This is a genomic window from Halomonas sp. RT37 (genome assembly GCF_040070525.1).
Classification (GTDB): domain Bacteria; phylum Pseudomonadota; class Gammaproteobacteria; order Pseudomonadales; family Halomonadaceae; genus Halomonas; species Halomonas litopenaei.
Window position 1 is genome coordinate 644,001 of sequence record NZ_CP098827.1, and the last position, 17,308, is coordinate 661,308.

Genomic DNA, 17,308 nt, shown 5'->3' on the forward strand with positions numbered 1-17,308 from the left:
CAGCATGCGTGCACGAAAACGCCCGGTTCCTCTGGCGAGGGACCGGGCGTTTCGTTGTCGTTCAACACCAGGGGCGAAAGAGCGGCGAGTGACGCCGGTGACGCTTAGCGGCGGCTCTTGCGCGCCTCCTTGGTGCGCCCCAGTTCGCGCTTCTTGGCCTTTTCCTTGTCGGAGGCTTCGGCCAGTCGGTCGTAGGGGTTCTTGCCGGAGCGGAACTCGAAGCGCATCGGCGTGCCTCGGACCTTGAGCACCTTGCGGAAGGTGTTGGTCAGGTAGCGCTTGTAGGCTTCGGGCAGCTTGTCGGTCTGGTTGCCGTGGACCACGATGATCGGCGGGTTGCTGCCGCCCTGGTGGGCCATGCGCAGCTTGATCCGGCGGCCGTGGACCATCGGCGGCTGGTGCTGCTCGACGGCGTCCTGCAGCAGTGTGGTCAGACGGTTGGTCGACCAGTGGCTGTTGGCGGAGGCGAAGGCGCGCTCCAGCGACGGGTACAGGTCGCCCACGGCGGTGCCGTGCAAGGCCGAGATGAAGTGCAGCTCGGCGTAGTCGGCGAAGCCCAGACGGCGCTTGATCTCGGCACGCATCTTGTCCTTGGCCTCGCTTTCCAGGCCGTCCCACTTGTTGACCGCCAGTACCAGCGCGCGGCCAGAGGTCAGCACATAGTCGAGCAGGTGCAGATCCTGCTCCACCAGGCCGGTGCGGGCATCGAGCACCATGATCGCGACGTGGCACTCCTTGATCGCGTCCAGGGTCTTGATGATCGAGAACTTCTCGGCCACCTCGGTGACGTTCTTGCGCCGCCGGACGCCGGCGGTATCGACCAGTACGTAGGGCTTGCCGCGACGCTCGAAGGGGATCTCGATGGCGTCGCGGGTGGTGCCGGCTTCATCGAATACCACCACCCGGTCCTCGCCCAGCAGGCGGTTGACCAGGGTCGACTTGCCCACGTTGGGACGACCGATGACACCGATGCGGATACCCTTGCTGCCGGTGTCCGCGGGGATGTCCATGTCGCGCTCGGGGAACGGCGAGAGCACCTCGTCGATCAGCGCGGTGACGTTGCGGCCGTGGGCCGCCGCGATGGGCCGGGGATCGCCGAGACCGAGCTGCCAGAAGTCGGCCATGGCCGAGTGTTCCTCGAGGCCGTCGGTCTTGTTGACCACCAGCCAGGTCTTCTTCTGGTTGACCCGCAGGTGGTTGGCGATGGCCTCGTCGGCGACATTGAGGCCGGCACGCGCGTCCACCAGGAACAGCACGATGTCGGCTTCGTCGATGGCCTGCAGCGACTGTTCGGCCATGGCCGCGTCGATGCCTTCCTCGTCACCGCTGATGCCGCCGGTGTCGATGACGGTGTAGGCCTTGTTGCCGAGCATACCGTTGCCGTACTTGCGATCCCGGGTGAGGCCGGGGAAATCGGCCACCAGGGCGTCGCGAGAGCGGGTCAGGCGGTTGAACAGGGTCGACTTGCCCACATTGGGCCTGCCGACCAGTGCGATCACGGGGGTCATGGGCGGATGTCCAGAGCCTCCAGGCTTCCGTCATTGGCCAGGGCGTACACGCGCTTGCCGTCGGTGAGAGGGCGCACGCTGATGCCTGAGCCGTCAATATGGGTGCGGCCGACCAGGCGTCCGCTGCTGGCGTCGATAAAGTGCACATAGCCTTCGGCGTCGCCGAGCACGATGCGGCCGTCGGCGAAGGCCGGGGCGGTCACCGAGCGACCGTAGAGGTCCTCCAGGCGCCACAGCTCGTTGCCGCTGTTGGCGTCGAAGGCGATCAGGCGGCTGGCCTCGTCGACCACGTAAAGCGTCTCGCCCACCAGCACCGGGGTGTGGTAGCTGGACAACGGCGTCGACCACAGGGTCTCGCCGCTCTGGGCGTTGAGCGCCACCAGGCGACCATTGAAGCTGGTCACGAACAGGCGGCCGTCCGGAGTCAGCACCGGCTGGCCGGCCAGGTCGACCAGACGGTCGATGTCATTCATGCCGGTGGCCACGGCGATGGTGCGCTCGGAGATCTGCTGGCCCGAGCGGTTGTCGATGATCGACAGACGGCCGTTGGCAAAGCCGGCGAAGGTCACCTGATCGATGGCGGTGGGGGTGCCGGTGCTGCGCAGGGTCAGCGACGGCATATTGGCACTGAACACCCACTGGCGGTCACCGGACAGGCGATCCAGGGCGGTCACGGTGCCGTCCACCGCCTGCACGATCAACAGCTGGGTGGTCGGCTGGGGCGCGGCCAGCACTTCGCTGGGCACACGGGTACGCCACTTGACCCGGCCATTGCGCTGGTCGAGGGCGACCACCTCGCCATTGCGGGTGGCGAGGAACAGATCGCCGTCCACTGCGGTGATACCGCTGGAGATCGGTGAATCCAGTTCGGCTTCCCATTGGGTGTCGCCGTTGGCGGTGTTGAACGCCTCGACCAGGCCTTCCTCGTCGGCGGCGAACAGGGTGGAACCGGCCAGGGCGGGTTCGATGGGGTAGGTGGCCTCACCCAGGCCTGCGCCCACGCCTTCGCTCCAGCGGGTTTCGACCCGGGTGGACTCGGCGAAGTCCTTGAGCTCCTTGGGCGGATACTGGGGCTCGGACTTGCTGGCGCAGCCGGTCAGCAGGGCGGTCAGGGTGACGGCGGTCGCCAGGGCGATCCGGGTTCGGTTAAACGGGGTCTTCATAGGGTGGCCTCCTGATCACCGAGGTCGTCGAGCTTGAGCGAGATACCGTAGAGCGGCTGACCGCTTTCTTCGGCCAGTGACTGGGCGCTCTGCCAGGCCTCGGCGGCCTGGTCGTGCTGGCCGGTGGCGTGGTAGATGTCGCCGCGCACGTTGTCGCGCTGGGCGGCCAGGGCCTCGGGGATGTCACCGTCGAGGGTGGCAAGAGCGGTCTCGTGGTTGCCCTCGGCGCTCTGCAGGCGCGCCAGGCGCAGGCGGGCGAGGCCGGTCAGGTAACCATCGTCGCTGCCCTCGATGAGGGTCTCCAGCGACTCGCGGGCGCCCTCGACATCGCCTGCGTCGACCTCCAGGCGGGCCTCGAGCAGCAGCGCAAGCTCGCTGTACAGGGTGCCGTCGTGGTCTTCCTGCAGGGTGTCGACCAGCCCCTGGGCCTGGGCCAGGGCCCCGTCGTCGAGGCTGTCGCGGCTGGCCAGGTCAAGAAGCTGCTGGTAGCTGCTGGAGGCGGCCACGGCCTGCCCCTGCTGGTAGTCCTGCCAGGCGTTCCAGCCGAACACGCCAGCGGCGGCCAGTACCGCACCGGCGAGCAGCGAGGTGCCGTTTTCCTTCCACCAGCGCTTGATCGCCTCAAGCTGTTCTTCTTCGGTTCTCAGCTCCGCCACGGGCGGTCTCCTTCTAATGGTCGTGCCGTCACTCGGACAGCAGGCTCGTCAGGGTGGTGGCCAAGGACGCTTGCTCGACCACGCGTTGTTCGCGGTCGTCACGCAGGAACTTGATCGCCACCTGGCCGTTTTCACGTTCGTTTTCGCCGATCAGCAGGGCGAGGCGGGCACCGCTGCGATCGGCCTTCTTGATGCGGCTCTTGAAGCTGCCGCCGCCACAGTGCAATTGCACGCCAAGGGCCGGCAGTTCATCGCGCAGGCGCTCGGCCAGGGCCATGGCGTCGCCGTCGGTGCTGGCGTCCATGCCCAGCACGTAGGCGTCGAGCGGGGCACGGGCCTCCTGCGGAACGATGTCCAGGGTCTCGAGCAGCAGGATCAGACGCTCGATGCCCATGGCGAAGCCCACCGCCGGGGTCGGCTTGCCGCCGAGTTGCTCGACCAGGCCGTCGTAGCGTCCGCCGGCGCACACGGTGCCCTGGCTGCCGAGGGCGTCGGTGGTCCACTCGAACACGGTGCGGCAGTAGTAGTCGAGACCGCGCACCAGGCGCGGGTTGATCACGTAGTCGATGCCGGCGGCGTCGAGTCGCGCGGTCAGCGCCTCGAAGTGCTCGCGGGACTCCTGATCCAGGTGATCCATCAGCTGGGGTGCCTGGCTCAGCATCTCGGCCATGGCCGGATTCTTCGAGTCGAGGATACGCAGCGGGTTGCTGGTCAGGCGGCGCAGCGAGTCCTCGTCGAGGACCTCGCGGTGCTGCTCGAAGTAGGCCACCAGAGTGTCGCGGTAGGCCGCGCGCGCCTCGTTGGAGCCCAGCGAATTGAGCTCCAGGGTGACGTGATCAAACAGGCCGAGCTGCTTCCACAGACGCGCCGACAGCAGGATGACTTCGGCGTCGATGTCCGGGCCTTCCTGGCCGTAGGTCTCGACCCCGACCTGATGGAACTGACGGTAGCGGCCCTTCTGCGGGCGCTCGTGGCGGAACATCGGGCCGGTGTACCACAGCCGCTGGGTCTGGTTGTACAGAAGGCCATGTTCCATCGCCGCGCGAACCGCGCTGGCGGTGCCCTCGGGGCGCAGGGTCAGGCTGTCGCCGTTGCGGTCCTCGAAGGTGTACATCTCCTTCTCGACGATGTCGGTGACCTCGCCGATCGAGCGGGCGAACAGGGCCGTCTGCTCGACGATAGGGGTACGGATCTCGTTGTAGCCGTAGCGCTTCATCAGCGCCTGAACCTGGGACTCGAAGTACTGCCACACCGGCGAGGCGTCGGGCAACAGGTCATTCATGCCACGGATGGCCTGGATCTTCTTGCTCAAAACTTGCTCCTTGGTCTCGCCGTAGTCACGGCCCTCGCCCGGCCTCGCCGGGCGAGAGCGTTACAGGCGAGCGATGACGTCGCGTTCTGTCGCTTCCTTCTCGGCGACCTTCTGGCGAATCAGCGCCTCGAGATCGTCGACCAGGTGGTCATTGCGCAGTTTGCTGGCGGGCTTGCCGTCGATGTAGACGAGGTTGGCCGGGGTGCCGCCGGTCAGACCCAGATCGGCTTCCTTGGCCTCGCCGGGGCCGTTGACCACGCAGCCGATGACGGCCACGTCCAGCGGCGTCATCACATCCTCGAGGCGCTCTTCGAGGGCGTTCATGGTGCTGATGACGTCGAAGTTCTGACGCGAACAGCTCGGGCAGGCGATGAAGTTGATACCCTTGGCCCGCAGGCGCAGGCTCTTGAGCATGTCAAAGCCGACCTTGACCTCTTCGACCGGATCCGCTGCCAGCGATACCCGGATGGTGTCGCCGATACCGTCCATCAGCAGCATGCCAAGGCCGATGGAGGACTTGACGGTGCCCGAACGCAGACCGCCTGCCTCGGTGATACCCAGGTGCAGCGGCTGCTCGATGCGTGAGGCCAGGTCACGGTAGGCGGCCACCGCCATGAACACGTCGGAGGCCTTGACGCTGACCTTGAAGTCGGGAAAGTCGAGGCGATCCAGGTGATCGATATGGCGCATCGCCGATTCGACCAGGGCCGCCGGCGTCGGTTCCCCGTACTTCTTCTGCAGGTCCTTCTCCAGCGAGCCTGCGTTGACGCCGATACGGATCGGGATACCGTTGTCACGGGCGGCGGAGACCACCGCCTGGACGCGGTCTTCACGGCCGATATTGCCGGGATTGATGCGCAGGCAGTCGACGCCGAGCTCAGCCACGCGCAGGGCGATGCGGTAGTCGAAGTGGATGTCGGCCACCAGCGGCACCTGGGTGCCCTGCTTGATGCGACCGAAGGCCTCGGCGGCGTCCATGGTCGGCACCGAGACGCGTACGATATCGGCGCCGGCCTGTTCGAGGGCACGAATCTGGCCAAGGGTGGCCTCGACGTCCAGGGTGTCGGTGTTGGTCATGCTCTGCACCGAGATGGGAGCGTCGCCCCCGACCGGTACCGAACCGACATGAATCTGGCGTGACTGGCGTCTTTTGATCGGTGAGTGCGAATGCATGGCGATCAATCACTCTCCCAGGGTAAAGCGGGCGACATTGTTTCTGCCGGCGCGCTGTTGCAGGTCGACGGTTTCTCCGCCCCACAACAACTCCACGCCGGTGGCGTTGCCGACAGTCATGCGGAAGGGCGGCTCGCCCTCCACGGTGGCTTCGGTGCCCGGTGACTGCAGGCCGACGAAGACTCGGGTATTGGTGCTGTCGAAGATCTCGGTCCAGGACTGCTCGTTGAAGGTCAGCTTGAGGATACGACGGCTGTCGGCAGCCGGCGCGGCCTCGGCGGCGCCCTCGTCCTCGGCGCCCTGTGCATCGTCGGCGTTAGCTGTCTGCTCGGCGCTGGCGTCGTCGGCACCAGCGCTTGCAGCCTGGTCGGCGCTGTCGTTGACGCTGTCGTCAGCGGGCTCGCTGGCTTCGGCGGCAGCCGCTTCGGTGGCCGCCACGGTGCTCGGCGTCGAGGCGCCAGGCTCGGCGCTGGCGCTGTCTGCAGCGCCGTCGGCGGTGGCCTGCTCGCCATCGACCAGTCCCATCTCGCTGTCCTCGGCGGGCAGCGGGGGCAGGTTGTCGTCGCCCTCGGTGGCCTCGTCGCTGACCGCGGCGTTGCCGTCGATGGTGTCCACCGAGACCGGGCCGTTGTCGCTGACCTCGGGCGGCTCGCTGCCACCACGGCTCTGCCACCACATCAGGGTCAGCCCGATCAGGCCGGCGATGACCACCAGGGTCATCAGCCGAAACAGCCAGGCGCCCAGGCGCGAGGGGGGCTTGTTGATGTACACCGGGGTGACCTTGCGCTCGACTTCCTCGTTGCCCATGCGCGCTTCGTACAGCGCCATCACCCGGCCGACATCGACGCCGAGCAACTGGGCGTAGCTGCGCAAGTAGCCGCGTCGGTAGGTCACCACCGGCACTTCATCGTAGTTGTCGATCTCCAGCCCCTCGATCACGGCGGGGCGGAGGTTGAGGGCTGCCCCGACTTCCTCGCGGGTCAGCCCCTGGCTCTCTCGTTCATGGCACAGCAAGGCGCCGGGAGAGGCGTCCCCGGAGGGCGTTTTGGACAAGGAGACCTCGGAGTCGGTGTACTGACTGTCGCTCATGGCTGAGCTTCCTTCATCGTGTAAACAGTGATCAAAGCGCGCGTGAAGGCTGGTCGGGTTCGGCCGATGACCGGGCGCCGGTGTCGGCGTCTCCCAGGCTAGCGGCAAGCTGCCTGGCGGCGGTGGTCCATCCCGCCTGGCTCACGAAGCGATCCAGCTGTGATCGGGCGCGCATAAGGTTGCCCTGTGCGTATTCCAGTTCGGCGAGGGTCAAGTGGCTCGCGGGCAGGCTCGAGTCGATGCGTTGGGATCGCTCCAGCGCCGCCCTGGCCGTCTCGACCTCGCCGAGTTCCCACCGGCAGCGTCCCAGGTTGGCAAACAGCTGGGCCCGGTGGGCATAGTGTATATCGTGACTGGCCTGTTCAAGCTGCTCGCAGGCCTCACCGGTTTGCCCCCGATCATACAGGAAGGCGGCGTAATTGTTGCGTGCCCGGGTGAAGTTCGGGTCTTCATCGAGGGCGCGTCGAAAGAACTCGTCCGCCAGCGCCGCTTCCCCTTGGCGTTGGTGAATCAGTGCCAGCGCCTGCAGCGCGGCGGCGTCATCGGGATCGAGCGAGACGGCGCGATCGAGTGCCGCCGTGGCGCGGGGAAGGTTGCCTTGGCGCAGGTAGGCTTCGCCGAGGTTGCGATAGGCGACGGCGGGGGACTCGTCGGACTGGGGCACGGCGACGGCGCAGCCTGCAAGCGTCAGGGGAAGCGCGATGGCCAGTCCGATGACCAGGCCGCGCAGGCCGGCGCTTGAGCTGTCTGCCTGGCACGTCATGGCGTTGTCGTACTCCCGCTGCTTGGCCGTGGCGGGAAGGCGTCTGGCGACACCCGCCCGTGGGCAGGAAAAGGCCCGAATATCAAAGCGCCGTGCCGGAATGAAGTCAAGACGGCAGGGTCAGTCGGCGTCGATCTGGATCGACTGAATGTAGCGTTCGTGACGACGCGTACGATCCTTGACCCGTCCTACCAGCTGGCCGCAGGCGGCGTCGATGTCATCGCCCCGGGTCGAACGGATCGGCGCGGTATGACCCAGTTCGTAGAGCCAGCGCTGGAAGCGCATCACCTGGTTGCGGGAGGGCTTCTCGTAGCCGGAATGGGGGAAGGGGTTGAAGGGGATCAGGTTGATCTTGCAGGGCAGTTCCTTCAACAGTTCCGCCAGTTCACGGGCATGCTCCTGCTGGTCGTTGACGTCCTTGATCACCGTGTATTCGATGGTGACCTGGCGGGTGTCGTCGCACTTGGCCAGATAACGGTGGCAGGCGTCCAGCAGTGAGCGGATGTTGTACTTGCGGTTGAGCGGTACCAGTTCGGTGCGCAGCGCATCATTGGCGGCGTGCAGCGAGATCGCCAGGCTGACGTCGAGTTCGTCGCCCAGGCGGTCGAGCATCGGTACCACCCCGGAGGTGGACAGGGTGACACGGCGTTTCGACAGGCCGTAACCCTGATCGTCGAGCATCAGCTTCATCGCCGGCACGACGTTGTCGTAGTTCATCAAGGGTTCGCCCATGCCCATCATCACCACGTTGGTGACCGGACGATTGGCGCTGTCCTTGCGTGAGCCGCCACTGTTGGAGGCGACCCATACCTGGCCGATGATCTCGGCGCTGGTGAGGTTACGCTGAAAGCCTTGCTTGCCGGTGGAGCAGAAACTGCAGTCCAGCGAGCAGCCGACCTGGGATGACACACACAGGGTGCGGCGCTTGCCGTTGTCGGCGGGGATAAGCACGGTTTCGACGTAGCTGCCGTCCTCGACCTCCACTACCCACTTGCGCGTCCCGTCCTTGGAGGCGCCTTCATAGACGACCTTGGGACCGCGTACCTCGGCGGTTTCCTCGAGGCGTGCGCGCAGCGCCTTGGACAGGTTGGTCATGGCGGCGAAATCGTCGACGCCTTCGTGGTGAATCCATTTCATCACCTGGGCGGCACGGAACTTCTTCTCACCGATGGAGAGGAAGAAGGCTTCCATCTCTTCTCGGGTCATGCCGAGCAGGTTGACGCGTTGGGGAGCAGCGGTGGTGGTCATGGCAGGTTCAGCGGGTCGGTGGGCAGAAAGGAGCGAACGGATGCCAGGGGCATCCGTTCACCGATGGGGCCGCAATCACGAGGGTCGGACCCCGACGCCCTTAGCGCGGGCAGATCTCGTCTGCGCCGAAGAAGTAGCTCACTTCGCGCTCGGCGGACTCGGGGGAGTCGGAACCGTGGACGGCATTGGCGTCGATGGAGGAGGCGAAGTCGGCGCGGATGGTGCCGGCGTCGGCTTCCTTCGGGTTGGTGGCGCCCATCAGCTCGCGGTTCTTGGCGATGGCGTTGTCACCTTCCAGCACCTGCACCACGACCGGACCAGAGGTCATGAAGGACACCAGGTCGCCGAAGAAGGGGCGTTCCTTGTGCTCGGCGTAGAAGCCTTCGGCCTGCTCCTGGGACAGGTGAACCATCTTGGCGGCGACGACCTTCAGTTCGGCCTTCTCGAAGCGCGTGATGATCTCGCCGATGACATTCTTGGCGACGGCGTCGGGCTTGATGATGGACAGAGTGCGCTCTGTAGCCATGAAACTCTCCAGTAGTTGGGCCCAGGAAGTGGGCATGGATGCCAGGTAGATGGCGTCGCGCCGCCCCGGGGACCGGGGCGGCGCGACGCGGGAAAACGAAGCGATGCGGCGTGTTGCGCCGAAGAGCGCAGATTATAGCGTCCTCGTGGCGCCTTGAACACAATTGTTCGTCGCGGCGCCAGCGAGTTCTGCCGCGATCACGGCGAATTCAGACGGTAAAGCTCTCGCCGCAGCCGCACTCGTCCTTGACGTTGGGATTGTTGAAACGGAAGAACCGGTTCAGCCCCTCGTTGACGTAGTCGACCTCGCTGCCGTCGAGCATCTCGAGCGCTTCCGGGGCGACATAGACCCGAGCGTCGTGTTCCTCGAACAGGGCATCGTCGGCCTGGACGTCGTCGGCGAAGTCGAGGACGTAGCTGTAGCCGGAGCAGCCGCTGGGCTTGACCGAGACCCGCAGTCCAAGCCCCTGGCCTCGCTCGTCGAGCACGCGGCGGATCTGGTCGGCCGCGGCGGGGGTGATCTTCAGGTGTGCCATATCATTCTCCTGGGTCGGGCGCTGCCGCCTGGGCGGCAGTCACCGAAACTGTCTCTGTCGTGCGCTGCCTGTCGAAGGGTGATGTTCTCAAGGCATGTCTCAAGGCATGGCGCGGGGCTCAGGCCTCACGGCATGGCGCGCTGGCGCAGGCCAATCAGCGCGGTGCGCAGGGCCTGGCCTGCGCGGTCGATGTCGTCTTCGCTGGTGAAGCGTCCGATGCTCAGGCGCAGCGAGGCCAGCGCCAGGCGGCGCGGCACCCCGATGCCCTGGAGCACGTAGGACGGTTCGACGCTGGCCGAGTTGCACGCCGACCCGGTCGACAGGGCGATGTCGCGCAGCGCCATCAGCAGCGACTCGCCGTCGACGCCCTCGAAGCCGAGGTTGATGATGTTGGGCACCGAGGTCTCGAGGCGGGTGTTGCAGTGCACGCCGTCGAGATCGGCGATGGCCTCGAGCAGACGATCCCGCAGGCTCTGGATACGTGCCTGATCGGCCTCGCCTTCGTTCGCCGCCAGCGCGAAGGCCTCGCCCATGCCGGCGATCTGGTGGGTCGCCAGGGTGCCGGACCGCATGCTGCGTTCGTGGCCGCCGCCATGGATCAGCGCCTCGAGGCGAAGATCGGGGCTACGCCGCACATAGAGCGCGCCGATGCCCTTGGGGCCATAGGCCTTGTGGCCGGACAGCGACATCATGTCGACCTTGCTTCGCCCCACGTCGAGGTCGATGCGGCCCACCGCCTGGGCCGCGTCGACGTGGATCATGGCGCCGTGGTCATGGGCCACCTCGGCCAGGGCGGCGATGTCATTGATGGTGCCGAGTTCGTTGTTCACCGCCATCAGCGATACCAGCACGGTGTCGGGGCGCATGGCCTCGGCCAGCTGGCCGGGGCTGACGCTTCCGTCGGCCTGGGGCGTCAGCCAGGTGACGTCAAAGCCCTCTCGCTCTGCCGCCTTGGCGGTATCGATGACCGCCTTGTGCTCGATGATGGAGGTGACCAGGTGGCGGCCCTTGTCGCGATTGGCCCTGAGGAAGCCGGTAATGGCCAGATTGTCCGCCTCGGTGGCGCCGCTGGTCCAGACGATCTCTCGCGGGTCGGCCTTGATCAGGTCGGCGACCTGGCGCCGGCCGTTTTCCACCGCCTGCTCGGCCAGCCAGCCGGGCATATGGCTGCGCGACGCCGGGTTGGCGAAGGTGCCCTCGAGGGTCAGGTGCCGACTCATGACCTCGGCGACACGGGGGTCGACCGGGGTGGTGGCGGCGTAGTCGAGATAGACGGGTGAAGTCATGGCGATGTCATCGTTGGCGGGCAGAGGGGCGAAAGTCTAGCTCAGGGCGCCGAGGTCACAATGTCGTCGTTGTGCTGGCGACGGCGCTGACGCCCGGCGATCTCGGCGATCTCCTGGCGCTCGGCCAGCTCGCCCAGGGTGACGCCGTCGAGGAAGTCCTGGATGCGCTCGGACAGCTCGAACCACAGGTGATGGGTCAGGCAGGTGTCGCCCTTCTGGCAGTCGGACAGACCGCCACAGCGGGTGGTGTCCACCGACTCCTTGACCGCATCGATGACCCGGGCCACCGAGATGGACGCTGCCGGCTCCGCCAGCAGGTAGCCACCGCCTGGCCCGCGCACGCTGTCGACCAGGCCAGCGCGCCGCAGGCGGGCGAACAGCTGCTCGAGGTAGGACAGCGAGATCTGCTGACGCCGGGCGATGTCGGCCAGGCAGATCGGGCCCTGGTCGGCGTTGACCGCCATGTCGAGCATGGCGGTGACAGCGTAGCGTCCCTTGGTGGTCAGGCGCATGGGGCGAACCCTCGACGCCGACATGGGTCGGCGGTCCGGAAAGTGTGGGCGTGGTCGGTAGCCGACGACGCTTGGATCAAAGCGATATTATGGGAAAGACCGAGTGTCGTGGTCAACTATTGGCGCCGTGCCGTCGTCGCCTCGTCTTCCCGCTCGGCCCCGTGCTCGGCGTCATTGGCCGTCTCGCTGCCGCCGGCACTGTCCTTGTCGGTGGTGCCTGGGTCGGAGGTGTCTGGGGCGGAGGTGCCTGGCCCGACGTCTTCATTGCCGCTGGCGCTTTCGTTGCCGCTGGTGGCGGTGTCGGAGCCCAGGATATCGGCGTTGGCGTCACGCCCGATCACCGGCGCACAGGCGCGGTCGACGTCTTCCAGTATCTCGGCGAAGTCCTCGTCGCGAATTTCCGGCATCTGACCATCGCGGTAGCTGTGGTCCAGTTGCCTCAGGGTCTTGCACATGCCGCTGATGCGTTCATCCACCGCGTGCATATGGTCGAGCATGGCCTGCATCGACTTGGCCACCGGGTCGGGCATGTCCTGGCTCATGCCGTAGGCGTCGAAGCCGAATTTCTGACACATCGCCTCGCGACGGGCCGGGTCGACCTCGAGGCCCGGGTCGCTGTCCGGGTCGCGGCGCTGGACGATCTTGCCGGGGATGCCGACCACGGTGGCGCCGGCCGGGACTTCCTTGGTGACCACCGCGTTGGAGCCGACCTTGGCGCCAGCGCCGACGGTGAAGGGGCCGAGAATCTTGGCGCCGGCACCGACGATCACGCCGTCCTCCAGGGTCGGGTGACGCTTGCCCTTGTTCCAGCTGGTGCCGCCCAGGGTCACGCCCTGGTAGAGGGTGACATCGTCGCCGACGATGGTGGTCTCGCCGATCACCACGCCCATGCCGTGGTCGATGAAGAAGCGCCGGCCGATGGTGGCGCCGGGGTGGATCTCGATGCCGGTGAACCAGCGGCCTAGCGTCGACAGGGTACGCGCGATCCATTTGAGATTGCGCTTCCACAGCTGGTGGGAGATCCGGTGCAGCAGCAATGCGTGAAGGCCAGGATAGTTGGTCAGGACTTCAAGAAAGTTGCGCGCCGCCGGATCCCTGGCAAATACGCTGTTGATGTCTTCGCGTAGGCGTTGAAACATGCGGCGGTCCCTGAGTCGGTCAAGAGAATCATAGTGGGGGCTGGTGGTGGGCCATTCAAGCCTGCCACCTGTCGAGTCAGTGATCTGGTGCAGCTCAGCGGCTCGAAGGTGGACGCCGTGTCGCTCCAGAGCCGCCGGCCTGGCGCTGATCCTGCTGTTGGTTCTGCTGTTGGTTCTGCTGTTGGTTCTGCTGTTGGTTTGGGCTAGTCCTGGGCCGGCTTCTGGCCCTGATGCGTGTCATGTTCTCGCTGTAATTCCGGCTCGCTGGCGCGGGCGCCCAGCGCCTGGCCGCCTGCGGCCTTCTCGGTGGCGCTGAGGATGCCACGCAGGATGTTGAGCTCCATGCGTTCGGGGCGCGAGCGCAGGGTCACTCGGCGCAGCCTGGCCATCAATTGGCGAGGCTTCGCCGGGTCGTGGAAGCCGATGGTGATCAGCGCGCGTTCCAGATGAGCGAAATAGTGCTCCAGCTCCTCGTGGCTGGCCAGTGGCTGCGCTTCTTCCTCATCGTCCTGTGCCGGGCCTGGCTTATTCTGGGTCTGGGCCTGGGCCAGCCAGGCAAGGCGGCATTCGTAGGCCAGCACCTGCACCGCCGCGGCGAGGTTCAGCGAGCTGAAGTCGGGATTGGTAGGGATGTGGACGTGGGCATGGCAGCGTTGCAGTTCGGCGTTGGACAGGCCGCTGTCCTCGCGGCCGAAGACCAGCGCGATGCGGGCCTCGGGCGTGGCCAGCTCGGCGGGCAGACGCTCGCCCAGCTCACGCGGGGTGATCATCGGCCAGGGTAAGGTGCGCGAGCGCGCGCTGGCTCCCACCACCAGGGTGCAGTCGGTGACCGCCTGCTCGAGGCTGTCGACCACCCGAGCGTCGTGGACCAGGGCGTCCGCTCCGGAGGCGCGGGACACACTGTCGGCGGTGATGACCTCGCAGCGTGGTGCGACCAGGGCCAGATCGGCGAGTCCCATATTGTGCATGGCGCGGGCGGTGGCGCCGATATTGCCGGGGTGGCTGGTGCCGATGAGAACGATGCGAATGCGCTCGAGCATGGAAGATCCTGTAACGACGCGGCGGGTTGATGCGGTGGTTGGTGCAGTGGTCTATTCAATGACCGATGCAAGGGCGCTGATGGCGGACCGGTCGGCAGCGCCAGGGGCGCCAGTCTAGCATGGGTAGATGCGCGCTGGGGCGAAGTGCGTGGCATTCATGCCCGTGGTCTGCTAGGATTCGCGCCGAGTCAGTTACCCACGTCGACTCCGTTCTTTAACACCACCGACTCCCAAGGCCCGATCATGCATCCGATGGTCCAGTACGCCCTGCGCGCTGCCCGCAGCGCCGGCGAACAGTTTCTGCGCATTCGCGAACGAATCGAGAATGCCCACGACGAGCACAACCTCGACCGTCTGCTCGAGGACACCGCTCGCAACGCCGAATCCCTGATTACCCGCCAGCTGACCCGCGGTTATCCCCAGCACGGGGTCGTCGGTCGCTACACGCCCCACCGTGCCGGTGAAGGCGAAGGCGCGGATATCCTGTGGCGCATCGAACCCTTCCACGGTTACTCGAACCTGAGTGTGGCGTCCCCTGAGTTCGCCCTGTCCGTGGTATGTCTGATCAAGGGCCGTCCGGAGCACGCGGTGGTGATCTGCCCCTTCAGCGATGACGAATACCTTGCCAGCCGTGGCCGTGGCGCCCAGCTCAATGGCAAGCGTCTGCGTGTGTCCAAGATCAAGAGCGCCGCTGGCGCCCGCCTGTCGCTGGGGCTTCCCGATACCTACCTGCGCTCGCGTTTTCTGCCGACCTACCTGACCCTGGTGCAGCAGCTCGGCCCCCAGGCCGAACAGCTTCAAGCCAGCGCCTGTGGCCTGCTCGACATGGCCCGTCTGGCCGCCGGTCGTGCCGACGCCGCCTTCGTGCTGGGAGTCGAGGAGCAGGACCTGGACATCGGTTCGCTGCTGCTCAAGGAGTCCGGTGCCCTGATTGGCACCCCGGATGGCCAGCCCTCGGTGCGTATCGAAGGCGCCCTGATGGCCGCCAACCCGCGCCTGTTCAAGGCGTTGATCAAGCAGCTTGCGCCCCACGTGCATACCGCGCCCAGTCAGCCCGAAGAGGACTGATTCGGCACCGCTCGCGCGAGCGAGCGGTGATCGTGACGCCGTCACAGCAACGCCCCCGCGGCCTGGCCGCGGGGGCGTCATTCGTTGTTGGTGCAGTGAGTTCGGTGTGACCGTGGTCAGGGCGCCAGCGCGGCCACCACCTCTTCGACCTGGAGGCGGGTGCTGTCCAGGCCCTGGCCGGCCAGATACCAGAGTCGCGGCGAGCCGACGGCGATCGCCAGATCGTCACCGACGGCCTGCGTCAGCGCCTCGACATCGAGAGGCGTCTGGCCGATGGCGGCGCTGCGGTCCACCACCCACACCAGGTCGGGCTGGGTGGCGGCGATCTGCGCCGGCGTTAGCGGTGTGAAGGTACGCTCACCACGCGTCACGCTCTCGACGTTCTCGGGAAGTTCGGGCGAGGCCAGTCCCATCAGGTCATGCACGACGGCGTTGTGCTGGACGATAAGCTTTCCGTCATTATGGACGACCACCAGTACCTTCGGCGTCCCGTTGATCTCGGCCAACTGCTGATCGAGCGCCTGGCGCAGGTCCGCAAGCGCCTGCTCACCCGCTTGCTGTGCATCGAACAGCGCAGCCAGATCGTCGACCCGATGTTCGAGCTGGTCCCAGGCGTCCTCGCCCTCGGTCGCCACGGCGTAGACCGGGGCAAGAGCTTCCAGATTTTCGCGTTCGGCTTCCAGACGCCCGCTGATCAGGATGGCGTCGGGTGACAGCGACTCAAGGGCTGGCATGTCGGCGACCTTGAGGGTGCCCACGTCGGTGAAAGCGTCATCGGCATAGTCGGACAGATAGTCGGGAAGCGTTGCCTGGGCGACACCGGCGATACGCTCGCGCTGCGCCAGGTTGTCGAGGATGTCCAGGGCCGCGTAGTCGAGGGCGGCGACCCTTTCCGGCACCGGTTGCGCCCAGGCCTGGGCAGTGACGCTGAGCAGGGCGGCGATGGCGAGAGGCTTGTACATGCTTTCTCCATTGATAATCATTTTCAATGGAGATGTTATCGCAAATGCTCGGGCAAAGGGGGAGCGTCGCCGTGCTACGTTGCGTTGCGTACTGGCGAACGCTCCCTGGCGCCGGGGTTCAGGAACCCTGGCTGGCCGGGTCGCCGGAGTCTGTCTTGGCTGACCTGCCTTGTCGACGCTGGGTCCAGCGCTGCTTGGCGTACTTGCGCATATTGGTGACGTTGTCGGTCTCGTCGACGATATCCTGGCCGAGCACCGTCTCGATCACGTCCTCCATGGTGATCAGCCCCACCCAGGTGCCATGGTCGTCATACACCACCGCCAGATGCTGGCGATCCCTGAGCATCATGGTGAAGACGTGCTCGACGCTGTCGTCGGCCTGTACCGAGGGGGCGTCCTGCATGATCTCCTTCATGTCCACGGATTCATCCGCCTGGTAGGCGTCGGCCTTGTGCACATAGCCGATGGCCTGCTCGCCGCCGTCCATCACCGGAAAGCGGGTGAACGGCGAGCGCACCAGTTCCTGTTCGAACTGGGCCACGGTCATCGATGGGCGCACCGTGACGCACACGGTTCTTGGCGTCATCACCTTGCTGATCTTGATCTCGTGAAGGTTGAGGATGTTGGTGATGGTTCTGGCTTCGTCCTGGTCCAGTGCCTTCTCGTCCAGGCCGATGCGTGCCAGCGCCTTGATCTCGCCACGCATATCGGTGTCGGCGGCATTGCCGCCGATGCGCTGGGTGATCTGCTCGGACATCCAGATGAACGGCTTGAGAATCAGGATCAGGGTATTGAGGATAGGCGGTAGCCAAGGCGACAGCTGGCGCCAGAAGGTGGCGCCGATGGTCTTGGGAATGATCTCCGAGAGGATCAGGATGGCCAGCGTCATCACCGCCGAGGCGACGCCCAGCCAGGCCTCGCCGAAGACCACCGCGACCTGGGCGCCGACGCCGGTGGCGCCAACGGTGTGGGCGATGGTGTTGAGCGTCAGGATAGCCGCCAGCGGGCGATCGATATCCCGCTTGAGGGCGTTCAGCTTCTTGTGCAGCGGCTCGTTGGTCTCCTGGACCTGGGCGATATAGCTCGGTGTCAGCGACAGGATGGCCGCTTCCAGTACCGAACACAGGAAGGAGGCGCCGATGGACAGTACGGCAAAGGCGATCAGCAGGAACATGCGGCCTCGTCACGTTTTAATGGGGTGGATGACAAGCATGAAAGGGGGCGCTGGCCAGGGCAAGTGACGGCGGGCATTTTCTGGAAGGAAACGACCTATCTCGCGTTGCTGCATGGTTTTCGAAGTGAACTGAGAGGCCGCCGACAGCGGTGCC

Annotated in this window: 17 protein-coding genes; 1 reads left to right on the forward strand and 16 read right to left on the reverse strand. The window is 66.0% G+C overall.

Annotation, left to right across the window (positions count from 1 at the left end; all coding sequences use genetic code 11):
- Nucleotides 1–104: 104 nt before the first annotated feature.
- The 14 genes from der to trmJ form a co-directional block, all read right to left on the reverse strand.
- Entirely contained in the window at nucleotides 105–1,508 is a 1,404-nt protein-coding gene (gene der, locus NFG58_RS02955) for a ribosome biogenesis GTPase Der (protein ID WP_045992742.1), read from the reverse strand.
- On the reverse strand, nucleotides 1,505–2,671 hold the full coding sequence (gene bamB, locus NFG58_RS02960; RefSeq protein WP_045992743.1) for an outer membrane protein assembly factor BamB: 1,167 nt from the start codon (nucleotides 2,669–2,671) through the stop codon (nucleotides 1,505–1,507). Before bamB ends, der begins: the two co-directional genes overlap by 4 nt.
- Entirely contained in the window at nucleotides 2,668–3,327 is a 660-nt protein-coding gene (locus NFG58_RS02965; RefSeq protein ID WP_045992744.1) for a tetratricopeptide repeat protein, read from the reverse strand. The genes bamB and NFG58_RS02965 overlap by 4 nt, the downstream gene beginning before the upstream one ends.
- Nucleotides 3,328–3,355: 28 nt before the next feature.
- Complete coding sequence (gene hisS / locus NFG58_RS02970; RefSeq protein ID WP_348827571.1) at nucleotides 3,356–4,639, reverse strand: histidine--tRNA ligase; 1,284 nt, start codon at nucleotides 4,637–4,639, stop codon at nucleotides 3,356–3,358.
- 60 nt (nucleotides 4,640–4,699) lie between these two features.
- Nucleotides 4,700–5,812, reverse strand: coding sequence for a flavodoxin-dependent (E)-4-hydroxy-3-methylbut-2-enyl-diphosphate synthase (gene ispG, locus NFG58_RS02975; protein ID WP_045992780.1), 1,113 nt, complete (start codon nucleotides 5,810–5,812; stop codon nucleotides 4,700–4,702).
- 9 nt (nucleotides 5,813–5,821) lie between these two features.
- Nucleotides 5,822–6,901, reverse strand: a complete 1,080-nt coding sequence (locus NFG58_RS02980; protein WP_348827572.1) for a RodZ domain-containing protein — start codon at nucleotides 6,899–6,901, stop codon at nucleotides 5,822–5,824.
- 31 nt (nucleotides 6,902–6,932) lie between these two features.
- The gene (pilW, locus tag NFG58_RS02985) at nucleotides 6,933–7,664 is read right to left on the reverse strand and encodes a type IV pilus biogenesis/stability protein PilW (protein ID WP_253555274.1); all 732 of its coding nucleotides are present in this window, start codon (nucleotides 7,662–7,664) and stop codon (nucleotides 6,933–6,935) included.
- Nucleotides 7,665–7,784: 120 nt separating this feature from the next.
- Nucleotides 7,785–8,912: a 23S rRNA (adenine(2503)-C(2))-methyltransferase RlmN gene (gene rlmN / locus NFG58_RS02990; RefSeq protein ID WP_108448518.1), complete on the reverse strand. Its 1,128-nt coding sequence runs from the start codon at nucleotides 8,910–8,912 to the stop codon at nucleotides 7,785–7,787.
- Nucleotides 8,913–9,012: 100 nt separating this feature from the next.
- Complete coding sequence (gene ndk, locus NFG58_RS02995) at nucleotides 9,013–9,438, reverse strand: nucleoside-diphosphate kinase (RefSeq protein ID WP_045992747.1); 426 nt, start codon at nucleotides 9,436–9,438, stop codon at nucleotides 9,013–9,015.
- A gap of 208 nt (nucleotides 9,439–9,646) precedes the next feature.
- Entirely contained in the window at nucleotides 9,647–9,973 is a 327-nt protein-coding gene (locus NFG58_RS03000) for an iron-sulfur cluster assembly accessory protein (RefSeq protein ID WP_045992748.1), read from the reverse strand.
- Nucleotides 9,974–10,098: 125 nt separating this feature from the next.
- Nucleotides 10,099–11,259, reverse strand: a complete 1,161-nt coding sequence (locus tag NFG58_RS03005) for an aminotransferase class V-fold PLP-dependent enzyme (protein ID WP_348827573.1) — start codon at nucleotides 11,257–11,259, stop codon at nucleotides 10,099–10,101.
- Between the two features lie 41 nt (nucleotides 11,260–11,300).
- A complete protein-coding gene (locus NFG58_RS03010) occupies nucleotides 11,301–11,771 on the reverse strand; it encodes an Rrf2 family transcriptional regulator (protein ID WP_045992750.1) in 471 nt (156 codons plus the stop codon).
- Nucleotides 11,772–11,887: 116 nt separating this feature from the next.
- A complete protein-coding gene (cysE, locus tag NFG58_RS03015) occupies nucleotides 11,888–12,910 on the reverse strand; it encodes a serine O-acetyltransferase (RefSeq protein WP_348827574.1) in 1,023 nt (340 codons plus the stop codon).
- Between the two features lie 203 nt (nucleotides 12,911–13,113).
- Nucleotides 13,114–13,950, reverse strand: coding sequence for a tRNA (cytosine(32)/uridine(32)-2'-O)-methyltransferase TrmJ (gene trmJ, locus NFG58_RS03020; RefSeq protein ID WP_348827575.1), 837 nt, complete (start codon nucleotides 13,948–13,950; stop codon nucleotides 13,114–13,116).
- A 243-nt stretch (nucleotides 13,951–14,193) separates the two neighbouring features.
- Between trmJ and NFG58_RS03025 the strand changes: the two genes are divergently transcribed.
- Nucleotides 14,194–15,018: an inositol monophosphatase family protein gene (locus tag NFG58_RS03025; RefSeq protein WP_045992751.1), complete on the forward strand. Its 825-nt coding sequence runs from the start codon at nucleotides 14,194–14,196 to the stop codon at nucleotides 15,016–15,018.
- A 116-nt stretch (nucleotides 15,019–15,134) separates the two neighbouring features.
- On the opposite strand, the gene NFG58_RS03030 is transcribed toward NFG58_RS03025, so the two are convergent.
- Both NFG58_RS03030 and NFG58_RS03035 read right to left on the reverse strand, forming a co-directional pair.
- Nucleotides 15,135–15,980: an ABC transporter substrate-binding protein gene (locus NFG58_RS03030; protein ID WP_348827576.1), complete on the reverse strand. Its 846-nt coding sequence runs from the start codon at nucleotides 15,978–15,980 to the stop codon at nucleotides 15,135–15,137.
- 118 nt (nucleotides 15,981–16,098) lie between these two features.
- Complete coding sequence (locus NFG58_RS03035; RefSeq protein ID WP_213228205.1) at nucleotides 16,099–17,154, reverse strand: CNNM domain-containing protein; 1,056 nt, start codon at nucleotides 17,152–17,154, stop codon at nucleotides 16,099–16,101.
- Nucleotides 17,155–17,308: the final 154 nt, after the last annotated feature.